Consider the following 24,702-nt stretch of genomic DNA (forward strand, 5'->3'; position numbering starts at 1 on the left):
ATAGTGATATTAGTGTGTCATGTAATGATATCGTTGGCAAGATTTCATGCTGCTATGATTCGTTCATCCAATAACCAAAATAACAGCAGAAGGTTCAGTGACGGACATGAGCAACGCCGAAAATTATCGATCTAGCCATACTGGAAAAAGTGCAGGCAAAGCTGATCTGGTTTTCCTAAATGGAAAAATTTATACGGTAAATAACAGTCAGCCCTGGGTTGAGGCTGTTGCCATCAAAGATGGTTCCTTTATTGCCGTTGGTGATAATAGTCTGGTGCAAGGGCACATCGACGATCACACCCATGTGGTTGATCTTGACGGCTCATTTACTATGCCTGGCATCTACGATATGCATACCCATCCAGATCTTGCTTTGGCTCCAGGTTATGCCGGTTACTTGGATGTTGGGTTAGATAGTCCGACGCCAGAGGATATTAAAAAAAGCATCTTAAACTATGCCGAATTGAATCCGGGCGATGGCTGGATATACGGGCAATACTTCGTCCACTTTGAATTCAAAAGAGCAGGTGTTGAAGCTGGTCGGGAGTGGTTGGATAGCATTATTTCGAATAGGCCGGTGGCGATTTTAGATCGCTCCTGGGGATCGATGATGGCCAACTCCAAAGCGCTTGAGCTCTCCGGTATTACTGAGCAAACCCCTGACCCGGGCAACGGCTATATTTCGCGTGATTCGATCACCGGTGAGCCTACAGGAATATTGGTTGATGGCGGTTATGCAATGATTCATGCGGCTATGCCTCCAACTCCGATGCATGCTCTCAAGCGAGCGTATCGTGAAGGAATTCAATATCAAAGCGGGCGCGGAGTAGTCGGCACGAAATATATGCATGTCTGCGAGCACCGTCTGAACGCCCTGAAAGCAATCGATGATGTTGGCGAGATGTCGCTGCGGGTTGAAGCCGCTATCAGTTGGCAAGATGATATTTTTCCGGTTAAACGGCGCTGGGAGTTGATTGCTGGCGAACGTCATTTTTACCGCAGCGCCCGATTGAATGCCAATGCGGTAAAGTTTCACTTTGATGGGACTCACGAAACTCAATCATCATATTTTGCGACGCCTTATGAAGGAAGGAGCGATTGGCGCGGAAGTCTGAACCTGACTCCGGAACATATTGCCGATATGGTAGCCGACCTAGACCGTAAAGGGATTCGAGTCGTGGCGCACTGCACCGGGGACGCCGCATCAGACATATTTCTCGACGCTGTTGCTGAGGCCCGCCGCCGTAATGGTGATCAGGGTATTCGTCATCAATGCGCGCATTCATCAGTGTTACTGGACGAAAACCTGCCACGTTTTAAAGCGCTTAATGTCACTGCCGAATTTTCACCTGTGGCTTGGTATCCCTACCCATTTTCAAGAGCTCGTGCGCAGGCCAATGGCGAAGAGCGCTCTCAGAGGCTGTTCAATTTTAAGGGTGTCCTTGACGCAGGAGGTGTGGCTGTAATGGGCACGGACTGGCCTGTATCCAATATCAATCCATGGGTTGGTTTCGAAGCGATGGTGACCCGACAAAACCCGTGGCAAGAAGATGAAGGGCAATTCTATGGACAGCCGATTGCCTTAGAGCAGGCGATAAAGGTTATGACCATAAATGGCGCTTGGTGCATGGGGATCGACCATAAGGCAGGCAGTATTGAAGTAGGAAAATCGGCTGACCTGATTGTGCTGGATCGAAATCTGTTTGAGATACCTGCCAAGGGAAATATTCATAGCACTCAAGTTGATCTGACGTTGATTGAAGGTCAGTTTGTCTGGGATCGTCACGGACGCTTTAATGATACTGAGTTGGCAGCTACCTGGCGGGAAGAACTGCCTGAATTTTGCGATAAAATGTGAGCGTCAATTAATTAAACGTAGATGAATTTAATAATTTTATGAAAATAATAAATAAAGAAGTTCCCGTTACTATCGTCTCAGGTTTTCTAGGTTCAGGCAAGACAACGTTACTCAATCGAATACTGAATGGTAAGCACGGCCTCAAAATTGCGGTAATGGTGAATGATTTCGGCGAAATCAATATCGATAGCCAGCTTATTGTCAGTGCAGAGCAAAATGTAATGAGTCTGGCCAATGGTTGTATTTGCTGCACGGTAGAATCCGACTTAATTGAGCAGCTCGACGTTTTACTCAATCTTCGAGAGGGGCGGCCAGATTATATTCTCATCGAAACAAGTGGTGTGTCTGACCCTGGAAGGGTGGTCCACACCCTTCGGTATCCGCGTTTCAGGGAAAAGCTGCGCATTGATAGCGTGATTTGTATGCTAGATGCAGAACAGTTCTCCAGTTTGCCTGCTGAAGTGGAGCAATTAGCAATGAGGCAGCTAGAAGTAGCCGATATTGTGGTCATTAATAAAGCCGACCTTTCCAGTGAAGAAAAAATAAATGATATTAAAGCGAACTGGTTATTCCCTAGTGCGCGAGTCTATGAAACGAGCTTTGCTGAGATTCCATTTGACCTGTTGATAGGAGTTGATGAGTTCAGTGAAAAAGATGGCTATCAGTCTGTCAATCACGGAAAATTGTTTTCAAGTTTTAAATGGGAGACTAACAAACCGCTGTCACTGAAGAAGCTTAGGGTGTGCCTCAGTAATCTTCCCAGTAATGTATACCGGGTAAAAGGTATTGTTAGTCTGGATGCTGTTCCTGATCAGTACTGCACGGTTCATATGGTAGGGACGCGGATTTCAATAGAGAAGCTGTCAGGGTTAAAGCCTTCGGGTGATGCCTCTAGGTTAATCATTATTGGGTTCGGGTTTGCTGAAATAGATGATATAAAGGAGGATTTATCGGAGTGTGTTGTTTGTATTTGATTTAATTTTAAAGTCTGTAGTGAATGATAATGATTTGAGTCCGGTGGGATGATTTTTAATCAACTAAAATAAACAAAAAATGGTGAAGTTATGACCGGTGTAGAAAGAGATAGTAATGGGTTTCTTGGGGATTATGATAAACCTTTGTTTTTCTCTGTCGCCCTAGTGACCATGGTAGTGGTACTTTTTGGCGTTATCAGTCCTGATGTGTTGAAGGCGTATGCAGGAAAAATGCATCATTATTTAAGTTCGACGTTTGGTTGGTCATATATACTTGCCATCAGTACTTATGTTGCTCTGGGGCTTTGGGTTGGGTTTAGTAAATATGGCAACCTTAAGCTCGGAAAAGCTGAAGATAAGCCTGAATTTACCCGATTTTCTTGGGTTGCCATGTTGTTCAGTTGTGGCATCGGTTCTGGTTTTGTACTTTGGGGGGTAGCTGAGCCTCTGTATCATTACATGCAGACGCCTTATATGGCAGAGCCTGGTACCCCTAAGGCAATGGAAGTCTCACTGCAGATCGCGTCGATGCACTGGGGCCTTCATAGCTGGATGGGTTATTGTGTGGTTGGCTTATGCATTGCCTTCCCGGCATTTCGCTACGGTAAACCCATGAACATTGGTACGTCTCTACATGGGCTATTAGGTGATAAAACTCAATCAAGTATTTGGGCGCGATTGCTGGACCTTATTGGCGCGGTAGCCACCATCGGTGGTATCGCAACGGTTGTCGGCCTGGGTGTTATTTCTCTTGAGTATGGTGTGCAACATTTGTTTGGTATTCAAACGGGTACCGGAAGTAAGATTGGCATCATGGTCACCCTTATCGTGCTGTATTGTATTTCTGTATGTACAGGCTTGAAACGAGGGATTAATTTTCTTAGTACATTGAATGTTGTGGTTATGATTGGAATTTGCCTGTTCGTTTTTATGAGCGGCGACACTAACACTATTTTGCGGCTATTCGTTACCGGTATTGGTAACTATCTGGGTAATATTCTGCCAATGGCATTTTGGGCCGATCCGGGTAACTCCAGTGAGTGGATTAACCATTGGACGTTGTTTTTCTGGCTGATCGTGATTTCTTGGGCCCCCTTCGTAGGTGGTTTTGTCGCGCGCATTTCACGTGGCCGTACTTTACGTGAATTCGTACTGTTTGCGGTTCTGACTCCGACCGTTTGTAGCATGTTCTGGTTTGCCACTATCGGAACTACTGCAATGCAAATCGAAGTTGCCGGTCATGTTCAGCTTTTTGAAGCTGTAAAGCAAAATTTGGGGTCTGGTATTTATCTACTATTGGAGACGCTTCCTGCAGCGGATTTGATGGCTCCAGTCGTATTCTTTTCTATGGTTGTGTTTCTGATTACTTCTGCTGATTCAGCCTCATTCTTCGTTGCGATGCAGATGTCTAAAGGTGCTCTGGATCCAACCCTTTCAATGAAGTTAGTTTGGGGTGTGTTTACCGGAGTACTTGCTGTCGTATTGTTAGTAAGTGGTGGGTTGCAAGCGGTTCAAACGGCTTCAATAGTTGCGGGTAGTCCATTCGCTATAGGTATTGGATTTATGATCTGGTCTCTGCTTAAGTCATTGAGGCATGAGTATGATCTTGAATTTGGAGCAAAATCAATGAGGAAGCTAGTTGTTCAGCCTTGATGTTATAGGAACGGTTTGATCAACATCCGATTTTCCGCCAAATCTCTTTTTAACTCGATTGAAATAGATTCGAAGACGATTCGGGCGCACCTCGTTCTACCATTTGTTCTTTTTGTGCCCAAATTCCGCCAAAATGGCGGGGTATGGGCGCACTGACGCGAGGCCGACAGGTGTTTTTCACTGCTTGGCAAGTTGGTGAACGCGGCCAGAACGTGTAACCGGGTACTGGTTTTGGCCGAGCCGCGTAACGGGTGTTTCCGTAACCAAAGGTCTGATTCTTACGGCGATGGCTGAATGTTTAAAGTAAGGCTTTCCGATAAAGGTGAGCTTGATGGGTTGATGGGTGCGCCCGCTTAGGCTTCGTGTATAATTCTCGCCCGGTTTTATTCCCTTCTCCCCCTTAGGTGGTTGTCATGAATTTCCCTGTTTTATATCTACGCAAAGGCGCTGAGCGCAGGCTTCGGGCTGGCCACCTTTGGGTTTACAGCAACGAAGTGGATATTCAGCGCTCACCGCTAACGCAGTTTGAGGCGGGCACACAGGCCGAGCTGCGGGCTTCCAATGATAAGCCATTGGGTGTGATTTTCGTGAATCCACACGCCTTGATCTGTGGACGCCTGATCAGTCGTGATGCTGCACAGGGCATGACACCGAACCGGCTGACCCAGCGCATGGAAATGGCGCTGGTGCTGCGGGAGAGGCTGTTCGATAAACCCTTCTACCGTTGGGTGTTCGGCGATAGCGATGGACTTTCCGGGCTGGTTATAGACCGCTTTGGTGATACGGTCGTCGTCCAGATATCCACTGCAGGGATGGAACAGATGAAAGAGTCTATCGTTCGTGCGGTTCAACGGTTGGCGCACGCGAAAGCCATCATTCTTAAAAACGACGGCAAGATGCGCAGCGTTGAAGGGCTGAGCTCATACGTTGAGCAGGTCCATGGCCCAGAGGCGACGCTGCTAGAAGTGGAAGAAAATGGCGTTCGGTTTGAGGTACCTCTTGAAGGCGGCCAGAAGACAGGCTGGTTTTACGATCACCGCATGAATCGCCAGCGCCTTCAGGCTTACGCACCGGGCAAACGGGTGCTGGACGTGTTCAGCTACGTGGGTGGCTGGGGTATTCAAGCCGCCTGTGCAGGCGCCACTCAGGTTACCTGTGTGGATAGCTCTTCTGCTGCAGTTGATTCTGTGCACCACAATGCAAAACTCAATGGTTTGGATAACGTGGAAACCATTGAGGGCGATGCTTTTGATGCCTTGAAAGCGCTGGCGGAAGAAAAGGAAAAGTACGATATCGTCGTGCTGGATCCGCCCGCCTTTATTCCCCGTCGTCGCGACCAAAAAGCCGGAGAGCAGGCTTATGCACGCTTAAACCAGCTTGGCTTACGGCTGCTGGACAGGGATGGAATTCTCGTGTCTGCCTCTTGCTCTATGCATCTCTCTCAGGAAAAGCTGGTGGATATCATTCGGGGCAGCGGGCGCAAGATCGACCGTTTCGTGCAACTGCTCGAGCAGGGGCATCAGGCGCCAGATCATCCGATTATTCCGGGAATTCCTGAGACGGACTACATTAAATCCTGCTTTATACGGTCCCTCACCGGTTTTATGTAATATCAACACTGAGCCCGCCTTCCGAGAGAAGGCGGGCTCAGTCTCTCTGCAGCGGGAATCAATCGCGAAGTGTCATAATATCCCAGCCTTTGTCTCTGGCGAACGCCTCCAGCTTCGGATCCGGATCAACCGCTACCGGATTATCCACCCGCTCAAGCAATGGCAGGTCATTGTGTGAATCGCTGTAGAACCAAGCTCCATTCAGGTTTTCACCGGTAGCCGCCAGCCAGTCATTCAAACGGGTTACTTTGCCTTCCTGAAAACTGGGAGTTCCAGCAACCTCTCCGGTGTAGCGGCCGTTGACCATCTCGGGGTCGGTGGCAATCAGGTGTTCAATGCCTAGTGCGTCTGCGATAGGCCCGGTTACAAACTGGTTGGTGGCCGTGATAATCATCAGGGTGTGGCCGCGCTCCCGGTGGCTGTCTAATAGTTTACGGGCCTTTTGCTGTAGCATGGGGCGAACTTTCTTTTCCATAAACTTACCCCGCAAGACCAAAAGCTCATCCATGCTATGAATTGCTAGAGGCTGAAGGGCGAACCCTAGGTAGTTAAGTATATCGAGCTCGCCATTCAAGTACTCCTCATAGAACCGATCATTAGCCTTTCGATAGGCTTCGGCATCAACAATACCTTCCTCTACCAAAAACTCACCCCAGGCATGATCACTGTCACCAGCCAGTAGGGTGTTGTCGAGATCAAAAATTGCGAGCGTCAAGCGATTACCTCCAAGGAAACAGGGCGTGCAAAAAACGGTATCTTAACACGGCCGCTTGAGTACAGCTGCGTTTGCCGAAGTGTTGGGATTCTGTAAGAATGAGCGCAACTTGGAAAAATCCGACCGGCAAATATCTGACCGGTCTGCCGACTTTATTAAGAGGACTGTGCCGTGATCGATTCAGACGGTTTCAGACCCAACGTCGGAATCATTCTGGCCAACCATCAGGGGGAAGTTCTCTGGGCAAGGCGTATAGGGCAGGACTCCTGGCAGTTTCCCCAAGGCGGTATCCATTTTGAAGAAACGCCGGAAGAAGCACTGTACAGGGAGCTTGGAGAGGAAATTGGCTTAAGCGCCAATGATGTCGAAATCATCAGTTGTACCCGGGGCTGGTTAAGGTATCGCCTTCCCCGAAGAATGGTACGGCACAACTCGCACCCCGTTTGCGTGGGCCAAAAACAGAAATGGTTCCTGCTGAGGATGTTATCACCCGATGCGCGAGTGCGCGTTGACGGTACGGATTCACCCGAGTTCGACGGCTGGCAGTGGGTAAGCTACTGGTATCCGTTGGGACAGGTGGTTTCCTTCAAGCGTGAAGTATATCGACGTGCGCTGAGAGAGCTCGCACCAAGGCTGTTCTACAACATGGAACAGCGGCACAGGAGCGAGCACAACCGGCGTTTAAAGGATCAAGCGAAATGACGGACTAATACACCCATGCTGAGCATTCTGCGAAGTCTTGTACAAGAGGTAAACAGTGCCCGAGATCTCTCGGAAGCGCTGGGTATTATTGTGTCGCGGGTGCAAAAAGCCATGAACACGGAGGTTTGTTCTGTTTACTTGCTGGACCCAGCTTCCAATCGCTATATTTTGATGGCAACGGAAGGCCTGTATCTGAAAGCCGTGGGTACGGTAAGCCTCGCCCACTCAGAAGGGCTTGTGGGTCTAGTGGGCTCCAGAGAAGAGCCGATCAATCTGGAAGACGCCCCGTCTCACCCACGCTACCGTTATTTTCCCGAAACCGGCGAAGAACGTTTCCGCTCGTTTCTCGGGGTTCCCATCATTCACCATCGCCGAGTGCTTGGCGTGTTGGTTGTGCAGCAGCGGGAGAGTTCCCGGTGCTTCGATGAAGGTGAAGAGGCATTTCTGGTTACGGTCTCGGCCCAGCTGGCGGGCGTTATTGCCCACAGTGAAGCAACGGGTGCTATTAGCGGACTCTCCCTGACCGGTGAAGAAGCCCGCGATGTGAGCTTTAATGGTGTTCCTGGCGCGCCTGGTGTGGCAATAGGTCATGGTGTTGTGGTTTATCCAGCGGCTGATCTAGACGTGGTTCCAGACAAGCCAGCGGAGGACATTGATCAGGAATTGGAGTTATTCCGGTCGGCGGTACAAGCGGTTTGTGCAGACATTGAACAGGTTGCTCAGCGGCTGACTTCAACCTTGCGCCCGGAAGAGTTGGCGTTGTTTGACGTATACCTGCGCATGCTAGGTGACGAGGCCTTGCCCGGTGAGGTTAATAGCCGAATTCGCGAAGGTATCTGGGCTCAAGGTGCGCTCAAGCAGGTGGTTCAGCATTATGTTCGTCATTTTGAAATGATGGACGACCACTATCTCCGTGAAAGGGCCGTTGATATCCGTGATCTTGGTCGTCGCCTGCTTGCGTATTTGCAGGAAGGTGAGCAGGAGGATTTGACCTACCCTGAACGTACGGTGTTGGTCAGTGAAGAACTGACCCCGGCCATGCTTGGAGAAGTGCCCCGGGGGCAGTTGGTCGGCTTGGTCTCGGTCAAAGGCTCCAGTAATTCCCATGTCGCCATACTGGCCCGCGCTATGGGGGTGCCAACGGTTATGGGGCTGGTGGATATTCCGGTCAATCAGCTCGATGGTAAGGAGCTGATTGTTGATGGCTTTGAGGGGCAGATTTTCGCTTCGCCCTCTTCAGATCTCAGGGCGTTTTTTCAGGCTATTTGTGAAGAAGAGGACGAGCTGGATCGCGGTCTGGAAGCGCTTCGAGACAAGCCATGCATTACAACGGACGGCCACCGTGTGCCCTTACTGGTGAACACTGGCTTGATGACTGACGTGGTGCGCTCCCTGTCTCACGGCGCTGAAGGCATAGGCCTATACCGCACTGAAGTGCCCTTTATGATTAAAGATCGCTTCCCGTCGGAGCAGGAGCAGCGGCAGTATTACCGAGAGCAGTTGGAAGCCTTTGCGCCCAACCCTGTAACCATGCGCACCCTCGATATCGGTGGCGACAAAGCGCTGACCTATTTCCCTATCGAAGAAGAGAACCCGTTTCTTGGGTGGCGCGGTATCCGGGTAACCTTAGATCATCCGGAAATTTTTCTTGTTCAGGTACGGGCTATGCTCAAGGCTAGTGAGGGCCTGAACAATCTTCAAGTTATGTTGCCCATGGTCAGCAACATCTCCGAGGTTGAGGAATCCCTGCACCTGATTTACCGGGTTTACCACGAGGTTCGGGAAGAAGGTTATGATATCCATATGCCCAAAGTGGGTGTAATGGTGGAAATACCGGCTGCCGTATATCAGGTACGCGAAATCGCCGATCGTGTTGATTTTCTTTCGGTCGGCTCTAACGATCTGACCCAATACCTGCTTGCAGTAGATCGCAACAACCCTAGGGTGGCACAGCTTTATCACTCGTACCATCCCGCCGTTTTACAGGCACTTGTGCGCATTGCTCAGGACGCCCATGCGGTGGGCAAGCCGGTGGGCATTTGTGGCGAACTGGCAGGGGACCCCGGCGGTGCATTGTTGCTGATGGCCATGGGCTACGACTCACTCTCCATGAATGCGGCCAGCCTGCCAAAAGTAAAATCTGTAATTCGCAGTGTAAGCCGGGAGTGGGCGGTGGAGTTATTGAAAGACGTGTTATTACTGGACTCCCCTCATGTTATCAAGAGTTGTGTGGACCTTGCGTTGCGAAATGCGGGCTTTGGACGTTACCTCCGGCCCAGTATGTCCACAACAGCCGCCCTTGCTGGGCAGGCGGCCTCATAGGGGTAGAGAGGCTGTGTCATATGGTGCCGCCCTTCAAATATAGGGTGCGTGCTCTAAACCGGATTGCTACTTTGTGAGTAAGACAGTCCAGAATATCTGATCTGGCTATTTATCCGGAAAAGGAAAGGCTATGAGAAAGCCAACCGAAATGAAACCCGCGTCACGTATCGGGCTGGCGCTTGGCGGTGGTGGTCCATTAGGCGGTATTTATGAAATTGGCGCGCTCCGGGCGCTAGATGAGGCTCTGGATGGGCTAGATTTTAACAACCTGAATGTATATGTAGGTGTTAACTCCGGCTCTTTTGTCGCTGCAAATCTTGCAAACCAGATGACCACAGCGCAGTTGTGCCGGATTTTTGTACGCAATGAGGCAGAAGTTCACCCTTTCCATCCGGATGTATTCTATCGTCCGGCGCTCAGGGAAGTGGCTGGGCGACTGCTGGCGGTTCCCGGCTTGCTCACGACAGCCGTTCGTCGCTTTGTTACCAACCCCTATGACCAGAGCTTGCTGGAAGCCTTCACCATACTGGCTCAGGCGGCACCTGCAGGGCTATTTGATAACCAAGGCTTGCACGATTATCTTAAGCGGGCTTTTTCTATGCTGGGGCGCTCAAACGACTTCCGGCAGCTAAAGCGTAGCCTGTATATCGTGGCAGCCGACGTTGAGAGCAGCGAGGCTGTGTGCTTTGGTGCTCCCGGATTTGATCATGTTCCCATATCCAAAGCCATTCAGGCGAGCACGGCGTCTCCGGGCTTGTATGTGCCGGTGGACATAGATGGCCGGTATTATGTCGACGGAACCCTGCGCAAAGGTTTGCACGCATCGGTTGCGTTTGAAGATGGCGCCGACTTGGTTTTTGCCGTGAACCCTCAGGTGCCCATCGATGCCAGCGCGGCTGTGCGAGCAGGCACCATGGCCCCCGGTGATCTAACCCGTTCGGGTATGCCAAACCTGCTGTCGCAGATGTTCCGCACTATGGTTTACTCCCGTATGCAGTCGGGCATTGCTCATTACGCCACGGATTATCCGAACAAGGATATCCTCCTTTTTGAGCCAACCCGGGACGACGCCAAGCTGTTCTTCTCTAACGTATTCAGTTTTCAGTCACGCAGAATGGTGTGTGAGCACGCTTACCAAATGACCCGCAGCGATTTGCGCAACCGAGCTGATGAGCTAGAGCCGAAGTTGGCGAAGTATGGAATAAAGCTACGGCGGGATCGTTTGGAGGATGAGCAGCGAACCATCAGTACCAGCCTTTATGGTGAAATGCTTCCACTGTATGTGGCAAAGAGCAGAAAGAAAAAAGCAACTGGGAAAGGCAAGTTGGCGACTGGCTTGGAAAACGTCACCCACTTGTTTTCGAAAGCAGAATAAATCCCTGGCTCAGACGCACGAAGCATGTCTAAGCCAGAAACTTTCAAACTAAATTACAGGGTCAAAGAATATAGCGGCTTAGATCCTCGTCTTCCGATAGATCTCCAAGCTTTTCATTCACGTATTCGGCAGTGACTTCAAACGCCTCGGTTACGCCGTCTCCCGCATCAAATGACAGGCTTTCCAGCAGTCGCTCTAATACCGTATGGAGACGCCGAGCACCGATATTCTCTGTGGTCTCGTTAACCTTCCAGGCGATCTCTGCGATGCGAGCGATGGCTTCTTGGCTAAAGGTTAGTTTAACCCCTTCCGTATTCATCAGTGCCTCATACTGCTGAACCAGAGATGCATCTGGCTCGGTGAGAATGCGCTTGAAATCATCCGGGCTCAACGCCTGCAGCTCGACACGGATGGGTAAGCGGCCCTGCAGCTCTGGAATCAGATCCGATGGTTTGGACAGATGAAAAGCGCCAGAGGCAATAAACAGAATGTGATCGGTGCGAACAGAGCCGTATTTTGTGCTCACCGTGCTGCCTTCGATCAGTGGCAGCAGGTCTCTCTGAACACCTTCCCGGGACACATCGGATGAGGTGTTTTCCGAACGCTTCGCCACTTTGTCAATCTCGTCAAGAAACACAATGCCATTTTGCTCTACGGCAAGAATAGCTTTATGCTTGATCGATTCTTCATTCACCAGCTTGGCGGCTTCTTCTTCCTTTACCCGCTTCAGGGCGTCTGCCACCTTCATCTTGCGGGGCTTCGACTTATCGGTGGCCATGTTAGAGAACATGCTTTGCAGTTGGTTGGTCATTTCCTCCATGCCCGGAGGAGCCATTATCTCAACACCCGCGCTCTGATTGCGGAGGTTGATCTCGATTTCCTTGTCATCCAGCTCACCTTCCCGCAGCTTCTTCCGGAACATTTGCCGGGTGGATGAGTCCTCAGAAGGAGCTTGGCTGTCTTCATCGAAACTTCTCGGAGGGGGAAGCAGGGCATCTAGAATGCGCTCTTCAGCAGCATCTAAGGCTCGTTCTTCGTGTAGTTTCATTTCCTTAACGCGAAGCATTTTGACGGCCATATCCGCTAGATCGCGAATAATTGATTCAACATCACGTCCAACGTAGCCCACCTCGGTAAACTTGGTGGCTTCTACTTTTAGGAAAGGCGCATCGGCCAGTTTTGCTAGACGGCGGGCAATTTCAGTTTTACCTACGCCAGTGGGGCCAATCATCAGGATGTTTTTGGGTGTGACCTCATCACGCAGAGTGCTATCCAGTTGCATTCGGCGCCAGCGGTTCCTCAGAGCGATCGCCACGGCTCGCTTGGCCTCTTGCTGACCCACGATGTGTTTGTTGAGTTCGTGAACAATTTCACGGGGAGTCATTGCAGACATGGTTACTCCGGATCAGTCGGTTTGGAGGGTTCTACTTTAGGGAGCAGCTCGATAGTGCGGTTGTGATTTGTGTAAATACAAATGTCCGCCGCTATCTCAAGCCCTTTCTCCACAATGTCGTGGGCGGAAAGCTCAGTGTTTTCGAGCAATGCTCGAGCGGAGGCCTGTGCGAACGGACCGCCCGAGCCAATAGCGATCAGCCCCTGCTCAGGCTCGATCACATCACCGTTCCCTGTGATGATAAGGGATGCGGTTTTGTCTGCCACTGCCAAAAGCGCTTCGAGCTTGCGCAGTGCTCTGTCAGTACGCCAATCTTTGGCGAGCTCTACGGCTGCTCTTGTGAGGTTACCGTTGTGCTTCTCAAGCTGGGCCTCAAATCGCTCAAATAGAGTAAATGCATCCGCAGTGCCACCTGCAAAACCCGCGATAACTTGACCGTTGTAGAGGCGGCGGACCTTGCGGGCGTTGCCTTTCATCATGGTGTTCCCCAGAGAAACCTGGCCGTCGCCACCCATGGCAACTTCGTCATCGCGTCTGACGGAAAGTATGGTAGTCATTAGGGCTCCAATTGCCTGATAGAAATCGGTATTGGGCAGTTATGGAGGCAGTAATGGAGAATTCAAGAGGGAGGTTTGTTCAGGCTCGCATACGGGTACGAGCCGAGCGTGCATGGATGTATTAACAGCGTGTTTCAGAAGCCTTCGCCTGAAACACGCTTGCTCCAATATACGTAGGCCCAAAGTTAACCCTGTTTAGGAACCTTCCGAATAAGCGGCTGAATGTTAATCGAAACAAGCTTGTCGATAGCCGAGCTCATTTGGCTTCGGGATGTGAATGGCCCCACATTTACCCGGTACCAAACCGAGCCGCTCTCGAGCTCTATGCGCTGCACCCCGGCTCTCAGACCTTGGAAAGCAATTTGTGCGCGCTGGCGCTCTGCGTCTTCTTTGCTGCGGAAGGAGCCGGACTGCACCAAATAGTCAAAGTCCTGTTTTGTCGGGCCAGGCGTGTACTCCTCGACTTTCGGCGGGACAACTTCCGTTTCTGGAAGCATTTCATAGAATCGGAAGCTAGGTTTCTTCTCTTCCTGTTTAACGGTTTTGCTCGCCGGAGACTTAGCTGGCCTCTCCACAGCCGCTGGCTGCTTTGGCCCGTCGCTCGGCGGCACTGAGTTCAGGTAGACAATAAATCCAATAAAACCACCAACTGTTGCCAGTGAAAAAATCCACTTCAAGGACAAACCTCCCCGCTGAGAGCGCACCGGAGCTGCTGGCTTTGTTTTCTTTTTAGGGGCGCGAGCAGACTTCGCAGGCTTTTTCTTGGTGGCGACTGAGGACGCGCCTGACCGGTTTTTACGAGCATAGTCTCGGGACATGGTTGTTGCTTACATCTCTTCCGGTGCGCTTACGCCCAGAAGGTCTAGGCCATTTACTATAACTTGACGCACGGCGAGGTACAGACTGATACGGGCGTCGCGCAATGCAGCGTCTTCAATCAACACTTTGTGGGCGTTGTAATAAGTATGGAATTGGCCTGCCAGATCCCTCAGGTAGTGTGTGAGGTGATGGGGCTCACGCTGGGTGGCGGAGTTTGCTATCAATTCAGGGTATTTGGCCAGCTGGTTTGCTAACTCTTTTTCCTCATCCAGCGCCAATAAAGACAAGTCACCTATGCATTCATTGAGTCCGCGCTCAACGCCTTCCGCCGCCAGCTTCCGTAACACGCTGCATATACGAGCATGGGCATACTGGATGTAGTAGACCGGGTTTTCATTAGTCTGTGAGCGGGCTAGGTCAATATCGAAGGTCAACTGGGAGTCAACGCGCCGAGCCGCAAGGAAGAAGCGGGTAGCATCCCGGCCAACTTCATCGATTAAGTCGCGAATTGTGACATAGCTGCCAGCGCGCTTGGAAATTTTTACTTCCTGTCCGGAACGCGTAACCATTACCATCTGGTGCAGAACGTAATCCGGCCAACCCTTTGGAATGTCAGCGTTAAGGGCCTGCAACCCGGCGCGAACCCGGGTAACCGTTGAATGGTGATCTGCTCCCTGTTCATTGATGACGGTAGTAAAGCCGCGCTGCCACTTGTCTAGATGGTAGGCTACATCGGGCAAAAAGTAGGTGTAGCCACCGTCTTTTTTGCGCATGACCCGATCTTTGTCATCGCCGAATTCTGTGGTTTTCAGCCACATGGCGCCACCGTCTTCATAGGTGTAGCCGTTGTCCTGAAGGCGCTTGACCGTAGCCTCTACCTTGCCGTCCTGATAAAGGGACGATTCCAGAAAATATACATCAAATTCGACCCCAAATGCCTTTAGGTCTAAATCCTGTTCCCGGCGCAAATACGCCACTGCGAATTCCTGAATGGCGGTCTGGTCGTCCGGGTTGGTGCTGGCGGTGACTTCTCTGTCGTCAGCGGTAACGGTATCGCCTGCCAGATATGCCTTGGCGACATCAGTGATGTAGTCGCCACGATAGCCATCCTCCGGCCAGCTCTCGTCTTCGGGGGATAGTCCTTTAACGCGAGCTTGCACAGAGAGCGCCAGATTGTTGATCTGGGCACCCGCGTCGTTGTAGTAGAACTCACGGGTAACCTCATAGCCATTTGCTTCCAATAAGCGGCTAAGGCAATCACCAATGGCAGCGCCTCGACCGTGGCCGACATGTAGCGGGCCGGTGGGGTTGGCGGACACAAACTCCACCTGAACTTTTTCACCCTTGCCGCTATTGTTGCGGCCAAATTCGCGAGCCTCCTCCAAAATTGTGTTCACTATCTCGAAGGCGCTAGCAGTACTCATGAAAAAATTGATAAAGCCCGGGCCTGCTATTTCTACCTTCGCGACAGCGCTGCTTTCTGGCAGTTTCTCAATGAGCATCTCAGCCAGTTTACGGGGCGCGCACCCCGCCGTTTTTGCAGCAACCAATGCAATGTTGCAGGCGTAGTCACCGTGGGATTTGTCTTTGGTGTTGCCTACTTGCGGCGAATAGGTCTGGTCGGCGGGCAGACTGCCCTCGGATTGAAGAGCGGCCAGTGCGGACTGGAGCAGATCGGAAACTGTCTCTTTCATACTTTCAGGTAACTCGATGATTCGGAGTGTTTGGAGACGACGGGCGCCCCGGCTGGGATCTTGAGAGGGGTATTATCGGGGAAAGAGGGGGTATTCTCAATGGAGTCGGAAAGCTAGGAAAACAATGCGAGCCGATTTGGCTCGCATTGTGTGGTACTTGCTACTCAGTGTCGAAGCAGCTTGAACCTGTGCCGTACAGGCTGGTTTGGCCACCTGGGGGGTCGCCGTCAGCAATGATCAAGTCATCAGCTAAACAACCCAGCGCGAAGTCATATTGTTCGACGCTTTCGGTGCCACCGACTCTTACGGTTGCTGTGATTTGTGTCTCAACCCAGCCGCAAACGCTTTGGGGGTACTTTATTGAAAAGTTGCCAGATCCGTCTGATTGCGTGATTAGGCTAGATACGCTTGTTGTTGCCGGGTTAGTGGGAGTAAGTATTCCATCCTGATTCAAGTCTTCACCCGCGTCTAGTATTCCGTTTTTATTGAGATCCTCGTTTGGGCAATAGGTATGTACGTTAGGTGTTAGTTCGCTAGTAATAACTCTGGACCAAAATTTTGAGAGGTTGTTGTCTTCCCAAAACCCCTTAGCGTAGCCCACTGGCAGTACGCTAAGCTCAACGACGGCGCCTTCTACAGGCGCTCCATTTGCATCCGTCACTATGGCAACAAACTCTTTAAGGTAGCTGGCTTCATCTGGCTCTTGAGTCGAGTTACCTGTTCCGATAACGACTCGTAGGGCTCTTCGGGCTACAGTCATCGAGAGTGTTCCAAAGACGCTGCTGTTGTCAGCTGCTGCGGCTCGGATCACAACCCCGTCCCGCGCACTGATAGATTGCCCTGCTGTATAGGTGGTAGAAACGCGGCCTAGGCTATCGGTCAACCCGGTGCTCGACGATAAGTTACCGCTACTGCCATCGGCAATAATCTGAAAGTTGACTAACTGGTTTTTCACCAGATTATTGTTTTGATCCCGAACTACCGCCAGAACTTCGGTGGTCTCACCAAGATCGAGCTGGGTTTTTGTTGCTTGTACGTCAATCGCATTGGCAGTGACGGCCACAAATTCAAAGGTACGCTCAGTGGATAGCCCAGAGTCAAGCGTTGTTGCGGTTAGTGTTGTAGGGCCTGAAATGTTTGAGCTAATGCGGACGGAAGCCTGACCGTTTGACAAGGTCACTAAGCCATCAGCTGGCTGCAGAGTACCTCGAGTGCTGCTAAAACGAACGGTGCGACCGTCAACAGGTACGTTGTCAGACTCCCAATTCAGCGTAATTGTTTGTGGTGTGTTCAGGTTGATTTCAGTTGCAGCCGCTGGTGATGCGAAGACGAAGGACTCAGGAGAGATGGAGATAGTTTTGGTAGCCTCGACTCTACTTTCGCCAGAGAATGCCGATACGGTTATAACGTCTTCTCCACTAGTCTCAGCACTCAGTTGAATATCTACAACGCCATCATTTGTTGTGAGATTAGATGATGTGACCGTGCTGGTGTTAGTCGTGACGGTCACACTCTGGTTGCTTATGCCATCTCCATTGCCGTCACTAAGAGTGATTCTGTAGTTGACAGAATCCCCCAGCGACACGGCGCTGGGGCCTGCGATAGATATGGAAGATCCCAAAATGGTGATCTCCACTGAATCGCTTTTGCCACCTGCGCTAACGCTGACAGTGTTCGTTCTGTTCCTTGCGTCGTCCGAGGTGCTCAGAATCGCTGTCGCTGTGCCGGATTCGTCTGTTGTGGGGTTGTCCACGCGCAGAGTGCCATTGTTGTTGACCGAAAACTGGACCGGCACACCGGGAAGCAAAATTCCATTGGGATCTTTAACCAAAGCGGTTAAGGTCGATGTGGCTCCTGAGGACGTGCCAATCTGAACCGGGCTTGCCAGAAGCTGCACTGATCCTACGTTGGCTACCTCATCAGGTGTGCCCCCACCATTTCCTGAACCATCACCTCCGGCTAAAGGCGTAGAGCTATCGTCGCTACCGCCGCAGGCCACCAAAAAAAGTGCAAGCGACAAAGCGAGCACACGCGCAAGGAATTTCCCTGACATTTTATAATCTCCAGTTCTCGTTTACAGCACGTTCCTTTGGCAGTTCGTTTCTCTCTAAAAGAACGGATAAAGAGAGAATCGCAACCTCAGGTTGTTGCTGGCATTTTAAGCGTATCGTAAAAATAATAGCACAGTATCCGCAACGGCAATCCTTTGCAGTACAGTTTTATGCAAAGGAATGTAACAGTTTGAACGCCGAGGACTAGGTCACACTATTTATTAGCCTGTTTCCTGAGGGTCCACATCAATCATCCATTTTGCGCCTTTGGGAATTCTTTGTTGCTCGAGAGTTTGGCAAATTCTGCTCAATAAACTGTTGAGATGCTTCCGCCTATCTGTGTTCAGTATAAGTTGCGCTCGGTGCCTGTCGGCTCGTCGTGCGATGAGCGCAGGCAGAGGCCCCCATACTTCAATACCGGGTGCATTTGCGAGGCGCTTTATGCTATCCAGTATTTGTAGGCTTTGCTCCATGGTATCCGCTTCTGCCCGGAAGATTGCCATAGCGCGAAAGGGTGGAAACAGACCCGCTTCGCGTTCGGCCAGAAGCTGGTCAGCCATGCTGAGATAGCGGCCATGGCAGAGCGCCTTGAGGAGAGGGTGGTCGCTATGGCAGGTTTGTACAAGCACCTTTCCAGTCTTCGTTCCGCGCCCAGCTCGACCGCTTACCTGTAGCAGCGTTTGTATCAGTTGCTCTGGTGCCCGGAAATCTACGCTGAAAAGCCCGCCATCCGCATTGATTACAACCACTAGAGTTACATTCGGAAAGTCGTGCCCTTTAGCGAGCATCTGGGTGCCGACGAGGATGCAAGGCTCTCCGGTATTCACCTGTTGCAGGATAGTTTGAATGCTGCCCTTTCGTTGGGTGCTGTCACGATCAACTCGAACGATAGGAGTGGTGGGGAAGTTGGCTGCAAGGATATCTTCAGTTTGCTCTGTGCCTTGGCCGACGGGCTTGAACGCCTGGCTTTTGCACTTCGGACAAGTCTCCGTTGCTGCTGTTTGATAGTCGCAGTGGTGGCAGCGCATTGCTCTGTCGCGGCGATGGTAGGTGAGCCGTGTATCACAGCGCGGGCACTCAACCATGTGGCCGCAGTCGAAACACATCATCACTGGAGCGAAGCCGCGGCGATTGACGAACACCAGTGCTTGGTTGCCTTTGTCTAAAGTTTGTTGGAGTGCCTGCAGGGCAGGGCGGGAGAGTCCGCCCTCCAAGGGGCGGCTACGTATATCCAGCAAGCTGATTGATGGAGGTAGCGCTGCGCCTGCGCGTTCTTCGAGACGGATAAGCCGGTATTTGCCATTCAAGGCGTTATGGTAGGATTCCAGCGAGGGTGTGGCGGAGCCAAGAATGATCGGGCATTGGTTTAAGTGGGCCCGATAAACTGCAACATCCCTACCAGAGTATCGAAAACCCTCACCTTGTTTGTATGAGCTATCGTGTTCTTCGTCGACGATTAGTGTTTTTAATGCCTTGAACGGGAGCAGAACGGCTGATCGGGTGCCGATGAGTATAATGGGTTCGCCGTTGCGAACTTTAAGCCACACGTTCAGGCGTTCGCTGTCGTTGAGGGCGGAGTGCCACACCAGAATGCGTTCGCCAAAATAGCGTTTGAAGCGGGCAACGGTTTGCGGAGTTAGATTGATTTCGGGAACCAATACCAGTGCTTGGCCATCTGCGGTTAGGTTCTTTTTAAGATAGTGCAGGTAAATCTCGGTTTTGCCGCTACCGGTAATTCCATATAAGAGGGAGGCGTTGAAGCCGTCATCTGGCGATGGAAGTTGGCAGGCGGCTTCCGTTTGTGCCGGAGATAACGTTGGTGCCGTAACCTCTGCTCTATAGAGCTGACTTTGGGAACTTATACCTGGGGTTGTTGCAGGCTTAAGCAGGTCTTTATCGTGCAAAGCCTTTAACTGTGCGCGGGTGAAGCCAGCTTTGACGATCTCGCTGCCTTTTATTCCCTGATCATACTGGCTAACCCAGTCCCACAGTTTTTTTTGCTTGTGAGCGGTTGCGGGCAGTATCGCGCCGTTGCCGCAGGCTTGCCACCAATCCTCACTTTTCTCGAGAGCTGGCCTGCCCCGACGTAGCGCGGGTGGCAGTGCTGTGAACAAACATTCTCCGAGCGGGTGTTGGTAATAGTCGCTCGCCCAGCTCAGGAGTTGGAAGGTTTCGCTCGGCAGGGCCGACCATTTTTCCAAAACGCTTTGCACGGGTTTGAGACTAATTCCTTCTGGTGGTGCAACCTCTGTTTCCACCACCAAACCCACGGCCTGCTGGCGCCCAAAAGGAATTTTTACACGCTGTCCGGGTGTCAGAGTGACGCCCTCTGGCACAATATAGTCAAAGAGCCTTCTTAGTGGCCGATTCAGCGCAATGCGGGCGGTTGATGGCACCGGGTCGTCCTTTAATGGTTTATGCGTATTGGGCAGGATTCATGCACCTGCAAAGCTTGCCTGCCAAGATAATTGCAAGTAAGATTCGCGGTCTGTTTGCGGCAGGGCATGGATTGTGCCCCGTCTTCTCCATTGATTCAAACATGCGGTGCCTGACGCCAGAGCTTAAATAAGAGCCCCGTGATCAGGTAGCGGCATGACCCACAGAGGTTCGCCATGAAAGAAGGTATTCACCCTAAGTACGAAGAAATCACCGCAACCTGCTCCTGCGGTAATGTGATCAAAACCCGTTCTACTATCGGCCATGATCTGCAGCTAGATGTTTGCTCCCAGTGTCACCCGTTTTACACGGGCAAGCAAAAAGTCATGGATACCGGTGGTCGTATCGATAAGTTCCAGAAGCGGTTTGGCGGTCGTATTGCTGGTGGCAAGAAAGACTAATCTTGCTGCAAAGTTGAAAAAAGCGCCTGAAGGCGCTTTTTTCGTTTGTGCTGGTGAAAAATAAGCCCTTAATTTTGATTATACGCAATTCGCCGTATTGACTGATCACAGTTTGTTCGAATCGCCCTTGTCGTTTGAGGTCGAGCGCGCCATAATGTCGCGCTCCTTCAGGCAGGCATTTGCCGTCTGAAGGCTTATTACCTTTAAACGTGACAAACGGAACAGTGGCAATGTCTCAAGATCTGAAAGAAGCAGCCCTTGAATATCACGCCAAGCCGCGGCCTGGAAAGATTAGTGTAGAAATCTCCAAGCCGACTGCGACCGCCCGCGACCTCGCTTTGGCATACAGCCCGGGTGTTGCCGAGCCGGTTCGTGAGATCGCGAAGGACCCGGAGAACGCATACAAGTACACTGCCAAGGGCAACCTTGTGGCGGTTATCTCCGACGGTACTGCGATCCTTGGTCTGGGTAATCTAGGTCCGCTGGCAAGCAAGCCGGTAATGGAAGGCAAGGGCGTGCTGTTCAAGCGCTTTGCTGGGATTGACGTGTTTGATATCGAGGTCAATTCCGAAAGCCCGCAGGCGTTCATTGAAACTGTTGAGCGCATAGCTGACACCTTTGGCGGTATCAACCTTGAAGATATCAAGGCGCCTGAGTGTTTCGAAATCGAGCGCGCGCTGATTGAAAAGTGCAATGTGCCGATTTTCCACGATGACCAGCACGGCACAGCGATTGTTACAGCCGCTGGGATGATCAATGCGCTTGAGCTTCAGAACAAAAAGATTGAAGACGCGAAAGTGGTTTGTCTCGGAGCGGGGGCTGCTGCAATCGCATGTATGAAATTGTTGATCAGTTGCGGCATCAGCTCTGAAAACATCTTCATGCTTGACCGTAAGGGTGTGATCCACTCTGGTCGCGATGATCTTAATCAGTACAAGGCGATGTTTGCCAATGATACTGACAAGCGCACTTTGGACGAAGCAATTGATGGCGCTGATGTATTCCTCGGTCTGTCTGGTCCGGATCTGCTGAGCGCTGATCAGCTAAAGAAGATGGCACCAAACCCGGTTGTGTTTGCATGCTCCAACCCGGATCCGGAAATTGACCCAGCTGTTGCGCATTCGGTTCGCGATGATTTGATCATGGCTACTGGCCGCTCAGACTATCCGAATCAGGTTAACAACGTGCTTGGCTTTCCGTTCATCTTCCGTGGTGCGCTCGACGTTCGCGCGACTTGCATTAACGAAGAGATGAAAGTGGCCGCAGTAAATGCAATTCGCGAGTTGGCTAAAGAGCCTGTGCCTCAGGAAATCTGTGAAGCTTACGGTGCCGACAGCTTTGAGTTTGGTAAAGAGTACATTATTCCCAAGCCCATGGATGTTCGTTTGCTGGAAGTTGTTCCGGCGGCTGTTGCCCGTGCTGCAGTGGATTCTGGTGTTGCGAGTAAAGGCTACCCAGGGCACTACCCGTTGAAGAGCATGGATGACATCATCTAACTGATGGCGTTATGAGTTCACAAAAAAACCGGCGGTGATCCCGCCGGTTTTTTGTTTTTGTTTGGTGGTCAGAAGATTTGGCGTGAGAGGTCATCTCCGTTACCGTGAGTGCCGTTTGACCTCTCATCCTCTTCTGCCAAAGGTGCGGGTGCATCTTCCTCTTTGAATATCTCGAAACTGCCGTCCTCACCGGGCCTCGCACGCCTTCCGGTTTCCGGGTTGATTCGAATATTAACGATACCGTTCGGGCGTGGCATGAAAGCAGATGGCGCACCCTCTAGAGCTACTTTCATATAGTCTATCCAGATAGGTAGTGCTGTGCTTGCGCCGAACTCTCTACGGCCCAGTGGGGCTGGTTGATCAAAACCTACCCATGCCGTCGTCGCAATGTTGTGGTTGAATCCGGCAAACCAGGTGTCTCTCTGCTCGTTCGTTGTGCCTGTCTTGCCTGCGATATCATCCCGCCCCAGTGCCAGAGCGCGGCGGCCGGTGCCCCGTTTCACAACGTCCCTAAGCATTGAATGCAGGATATAAACCGAACGCTCGTCCGCCAGGCGCCGCATAATCCGTGTTTTAGGTGTGTTCTCTGCTGTTAGTGCGGGTGTGTCATCGTCTGGAATTGCATCTTCGTTGGCGGTTTTGGGCTCGGTCTCAGTTTCGTTGGTATCGCAGTTGCGATCACAAAGAACAATATTTGGAGCCCGATATATTTCCTTGCCATTTACATCTGCAATGCTCTCGATCAAATAGGGTTCTACATCGTATCCGCCATTTGCAATGACAGCCAGCCCTCTCGCCAGCTCCATGGGTGAGAGTTGTCCGCTGCCCAGAGACAGGGAAAGATCTTTGGGCATATTCTCTGTTGGAACCTTGAGTTGTTTAAGGTAGTTCAGAGTGTTGGAGATGCCGAGATCCCTCAAGAGTCGGATGGAAACAAGGTTGCGTGAGCGATACAGAGCCTCGCGAAGCGGCGTAGGGCCGTAAAATTGGCCCGAGGAATTTTGTGGGCGCCAGGCGGTTTCGAGCTCTGAATCGTCAAAAACGATCGGGGCGTCGTTGTAGATGGTTGCCGGTGTCATGCCGCTTTCCAGTGCGGTCAAATACAGAAACGGCTTAAAGGTAGAGCCGGGTTGCCGTTTGGCTTGTATGGCTCGGTTGTATTTGCTCTGGCCAAAGCTGTAACCGCCAGCAAGAGCTTGAATGGCACCGGTTTTTGCTTCTAGAGAAATCAGTGCGCCCTCGGCTTTGGGGGCTTGCATGAGAGACACTTTCACCGGTTGGTCAATGTCGTTCGCTGGTGGGGTCTCTGAAGCTTCGCCGTCCTCGGCCAAGGTTGGGGTTTTTGGCAGTTGTTCGACCTGAACGTAAACAATATCGCCAATGTTGACAACGTCTGAAGGTTTTTCAGGTTTCGGGCCTGTCCAATTTTCCGTTTTATAAGGCTGTGCCCACTGCATTGATTCAAATGGCATTACGGCCGCTCCAAAGCGGCGGACATAGGCGCGCGCTTCGTTATCCTTATCATTCACTGCCGTAATAACGGCAGGCATCAAGGACTCTATTCGTGGATAGTTCAGCATTACGCCTGACAGATCTCCATCAGCCAGGGTTGCGTTGTCAATTTTGCCTATAGCTCCTCTGAAGCCATGTCTACGATCGTAGGCTTCCAAGCCGGCTCTAAGGGCGTCAGTTGCTGTTTGCTGCTGTTTGCTGTCTACCGTCAGGATAACGGTGTAGCCATCGGTGTAAGCTTCTTCTCCGAAGCGTCTGACCATTTCTGCTCTGGCCATTTCCGCAACGTAGTCCGCATCTACCTCCGCTTCCGTGGCATTGTATGTGGCGGTAAGTGGTGCTTGAATGGCAAGGTCATAGGCGTCCGGAGTAATGTACTGGAGCTCCTTCATTCGGCCCAGAATCCAGTCCCTGCGCTGCATTGCACGCTGAGGGTTGGCGAGAGGGTTGTAGGCAGATGGAGCTTTGGGTAGGCCTGCCAGCATGGCCATTTGGGCGAGGGAGAGTTCGTTAACCGGTTTGTTGTAATAAACCCGAGCTGCAGCAGCAATGCCGTAAGCCCGATTGCCTAAATAGATCTTGTTTAGGTACAGCTCAAGAATTCGGTTTTTCTCTAGTTCACGCTCTATCTGAACTGCAAGAAGTATCTCGTTGAACTTGCGAATAAAGGTCCGATCACGTGACAAAAAGTAATTTTTTGCAACTTGCATTGTGATGGTGCTGCCGCCAGATTGGATCGAACCGGTAGAGACCAGTTCGATTGCAGCCCGCACCAGGCCTTTGATGTCGACTCCGAAGTGCTCGTAAAATCGCGAGTCTTCCGCCGCCAAAAAGGCTTGTAACTGAACTGTTGGGATCTGTTCGATTGTGATCGGTGCCCTTCTCTTTTCACCGAATTCTGCTATTAATCTGTTGTCTTTGCTGTACACCCGCAGCGGCGTCTGGAGTTTTATCTCCAAAAGTTGCTCGACTGGGGGGAGGCCAGGGCGAAGGTAAAGATAGAAGCCTGAGCCTAGGATAACGGCGACACTCATTCCGGTGAGAAATAACCAGGCAAAAAGGCGAGATGTACGCAACAAATGGGACATTTTTTCTGACAACTGTTGGATATAGGTCTATCATTTGAGAAATTGC

General features: G+C 51.3%; 17 protein-coding genes. 9 read left to right on the forward strand and 8 right to left on the reverse strand.

Annotated features, from left to right (window positions below):
* Positions 1 to 106 precede the first annotated feature (106 nt).
* The 4 genes from KO508_RS08685 to KO508_RS08700 all read left to right on the forward strand — a co-directional run bounded on the left by KO508_RS08685 (position 107) and on the right by KO508_RS08700 (position 6,095).
* Positions 107 to 1,858: an amidohydrolase gene (locus KO508_RS08685; protein ID WP_216007934.1), complete on the forward strand. Its 1,752-nt coding sequence runs from the start codon at positions 107 to 109 to the stop codon at positions 1,856 to 1,858.
* 38 nt (positions 1,859 to 1,896) lie between these two features.
* Complete coding sequence (locus tag KO508_RS08690) at positions 1,897 to 2,832, forward strand: CobW family GTP-binding protein (RefSeq protein WP_216007935.1); 936 nt, start codon at positions 1,897 to 1,899, stop codon at positions 2,830 to 2,832.
* Positions 2,833 to 2,922: 90 nt separating this feature from the next.
* Positions 2,923 to 4,485: a BCCT family transporter gene (locus KO508_RS08695; RefSeq protein ID WP_216007936.1), complete on the forward strand. Its 1,563-nt coding sequence runs from the start codon at positions 2,923 to 2,925 to the stop codon at positions 4,483 to 4,485.
* A gap of 413 nt (positions 4,486 to 4,898) precedes the next feature.
* A complete protein-coding gene (locus KO508_RS08700; protein WP_216007937.1) occupies positions 4,899 to 6,095 on the forward strand; it encodes a class I SAM-dependent rRNA methyltransferase in 1,197 nt (398 codons plus the stop codon).
* 58 nt (positions 6,096 to 6,153) lie between these two features.
* On the opposite strand, the gene KO508_RS08705 is transcribed toward KO508_RS08700, so the two are convergent.
* Entirely contained in the window at positions 6,154 to 6,810 is a 657-nt protein-coding gene (locus tag KO508_RS08705) for an HAD family hydrolase (protein WP_216007938.1), read from the reverse strand.
* Positions 6,811 to 6,981: 171 nt separating this feature from the next.
* Between KO508_RS08705 and KO508_RS08710 the strand changes: the two genes are divergently transcribed.
* From KO508_RS08710 to KO508_RS08720, 3 genes are all read left to right on the forward strand, one after another.
* Positions 6,982 to 7,512 carry an RNA pyrophosphohydrolase gene (locus KO508_RS08710; protein WP_216007939.1) on the forward strand — a complete coding sequence of 177 codons (531 nt, stop codon included), beginning with the start codon at positions 6,982 to 6,984 and terminating at the stop codon, positions 7,510 to 7,512.
* Positions 7,513 to 7,527: 15 nt separating this feature from the next.
* Positions 7,528 to 9,834, forward strand: a complete 2,307-nt coding sequence (ptsP, locus tag KO508_RS08715) for a phosphoenolpyruvate--protein phosphotransferase (RefSeq protein ID WP_216007940.1) — start codon at positions 7,528 to 7,530, stop codon at positions 9,832 to 9,834.
* Positions 9,835 to 9,964: 130 nt separating this feature from the next.
* On the forward strand, positions 9,965 to 11,209 hold the full coding sequence (locus KO508_RS08720) for a patatin-like phospholipase family protein (RefSeq protein ID WP_216007941.1): 1,245 nt from the start codon (positions 9,965 to 9,967) through the stop codon (positions 11,207 to 11,209).
* 61 nt (positions 11,210 to 11,270) lie between these two features.
* Here the strand turns inward: KO508_RS08720 and hslU are convergent, their stop codons facing one another.
* The 6 genes from hslU to KO508_RS08750 all read right to left on the reverse strand — a co-directional run bounded on the left by hslU (position 11,271) and on the right by KO508_RS08750 (position 20,119).
* On the reverse strand, positions 11,271 to 12,602 hold the full coding sequence (gene hslU / locus KO508_RS08725) for an ATP-dependent protease ATPase subunit HslU (RefSeq protein ID WP_216007942.1): 1,332 nt from the start codon (positions 12,600 to 12,602) through the stop codon (positions 11,271 to 11,273).
* A 2-nt stretch (positions 12,603 to 12,604) separates the two neighbouring features.
* Positions 12,605 to 13,159, reverse strand: a complete 555-nt coding sequence (hslV, locus tag KO508_RS08730) for an ATP-dependent protease subunit HslV (protein WP_216007943.1) — start codon at positions 13,157 to 13,159, stop codon at positions 12,605 to 12,607.
* Between the two features lie 185 nt (positions 13,160 to 13,344).
* Positions 13,345 to 13,836 carry an SPOR domain-containing protein gene (locus KO508_RS08735; protein WP_354668018.1) on the reverse strand — a complete coding sequence of 164 codons (492 nt, stop codon included), beginning with the start codon at positions 13,834 to 13,836 and terminating at the stop codon, positions 13,345 to 13,347.
* Between the two features lie 150 nt (positions 13,837 to 13,986).
* Positions 13,987 to 15,672: an arginine--tRNA ligase gene (gene argS, locus KO508_RS08740; protein WP_216007945.1), complete on the reverse strand. Its 1,686-nt coding sequence runs from the start codon at positions 15,670 to 15,672 to the stop codon at positions 13,987 to 13,989.
* A 160-nt stretch (positions 15,673 to 15,832) separates the two neighbouring features.
* Positions 15,833 to 17,725 (reverse strand): Ig-like domain-containing protein, encoded by a 1,893-nt coding sequence (locus KO508_RS08745; protein ID WP_216007946.1) that lies wholly within the window; start codon positions 17,723 to 17,725, stop codon positions 15,833 to 15,835.
* A 219-nt stretch (positions 17,726 to 17,944) separates the two neighbouring features.
* Positions 17,945 to 20,119, reverse strand: a complete 2,175-nt coding sequence (locus KO508_RS08750) for a primosomal protein N' (protein WP_216007947.1) — start codon at positions 20,117 to 20,119, stop codon at positions 17,945 to 17,947.
* A gap of 216 nt (positions 20,120 to 20,335) precedes the next feature.
* On the opposite strand from KO508_RS08750, the gene rpmE reads away from it, so the two are divergent.
* Both rpmE and KO508_RS08760 read left to right on the forward strand, forming a co-directional pair.
* Entirely contained in the window at positions 20,336 to 20,560 is a 225-nt protein-coding gene (gene rpmE / locus KO508_RS08755) for a 50S ribosomal protein L31 (protein WP_216007948.1), read from the forward strand.
* 230 nt (positions 20,561 to 20,790) lie between these two features.
* Positions 20,791 to 22,056: a malic enzyme-like NAD(P)-binding protein gene (locus KO508_RS08760; protein ID WP_216007949.1), complete on the forward strand. Its 1,266-nt coding sequence runs from the start codon at positions 20,791 to 20,793 to the stop codon at positions 22,054 to 22,056.
* 68 nt (positions 22,057 to 22,124) lie between these two features.
* Here the strand turns inward: KO508_RS08760 and KO508_RS08765 are convergent, their stop codons facing one another.
* The gene (locus KO508_RS08765) at positions 22,125 to 24,656 is read right to left on the reverse strand and encodes a penicillin-binding protein 1A (RefSeq protein ID WP_216007950.1); all 2,532 of its coding nucleotides are present in this window, start codon (positions 24,654 to 24,656) and stop codon (positions 22,125 to 22,127) included.
* Positions 24,657 to 24,702: the final 46 nt, after the last annotated feature.

The organism is Marinobacter salexigens, from assembly GCF_018860765.1.
In the GTDB taxonomy this organism is placed as follows: Bacteria; Pseudomonadota; Gammaproteobacteria; order Pseudomonadales; family Oleiphilaceae; genus Marinobacter; species Marinobacter salexigens_A.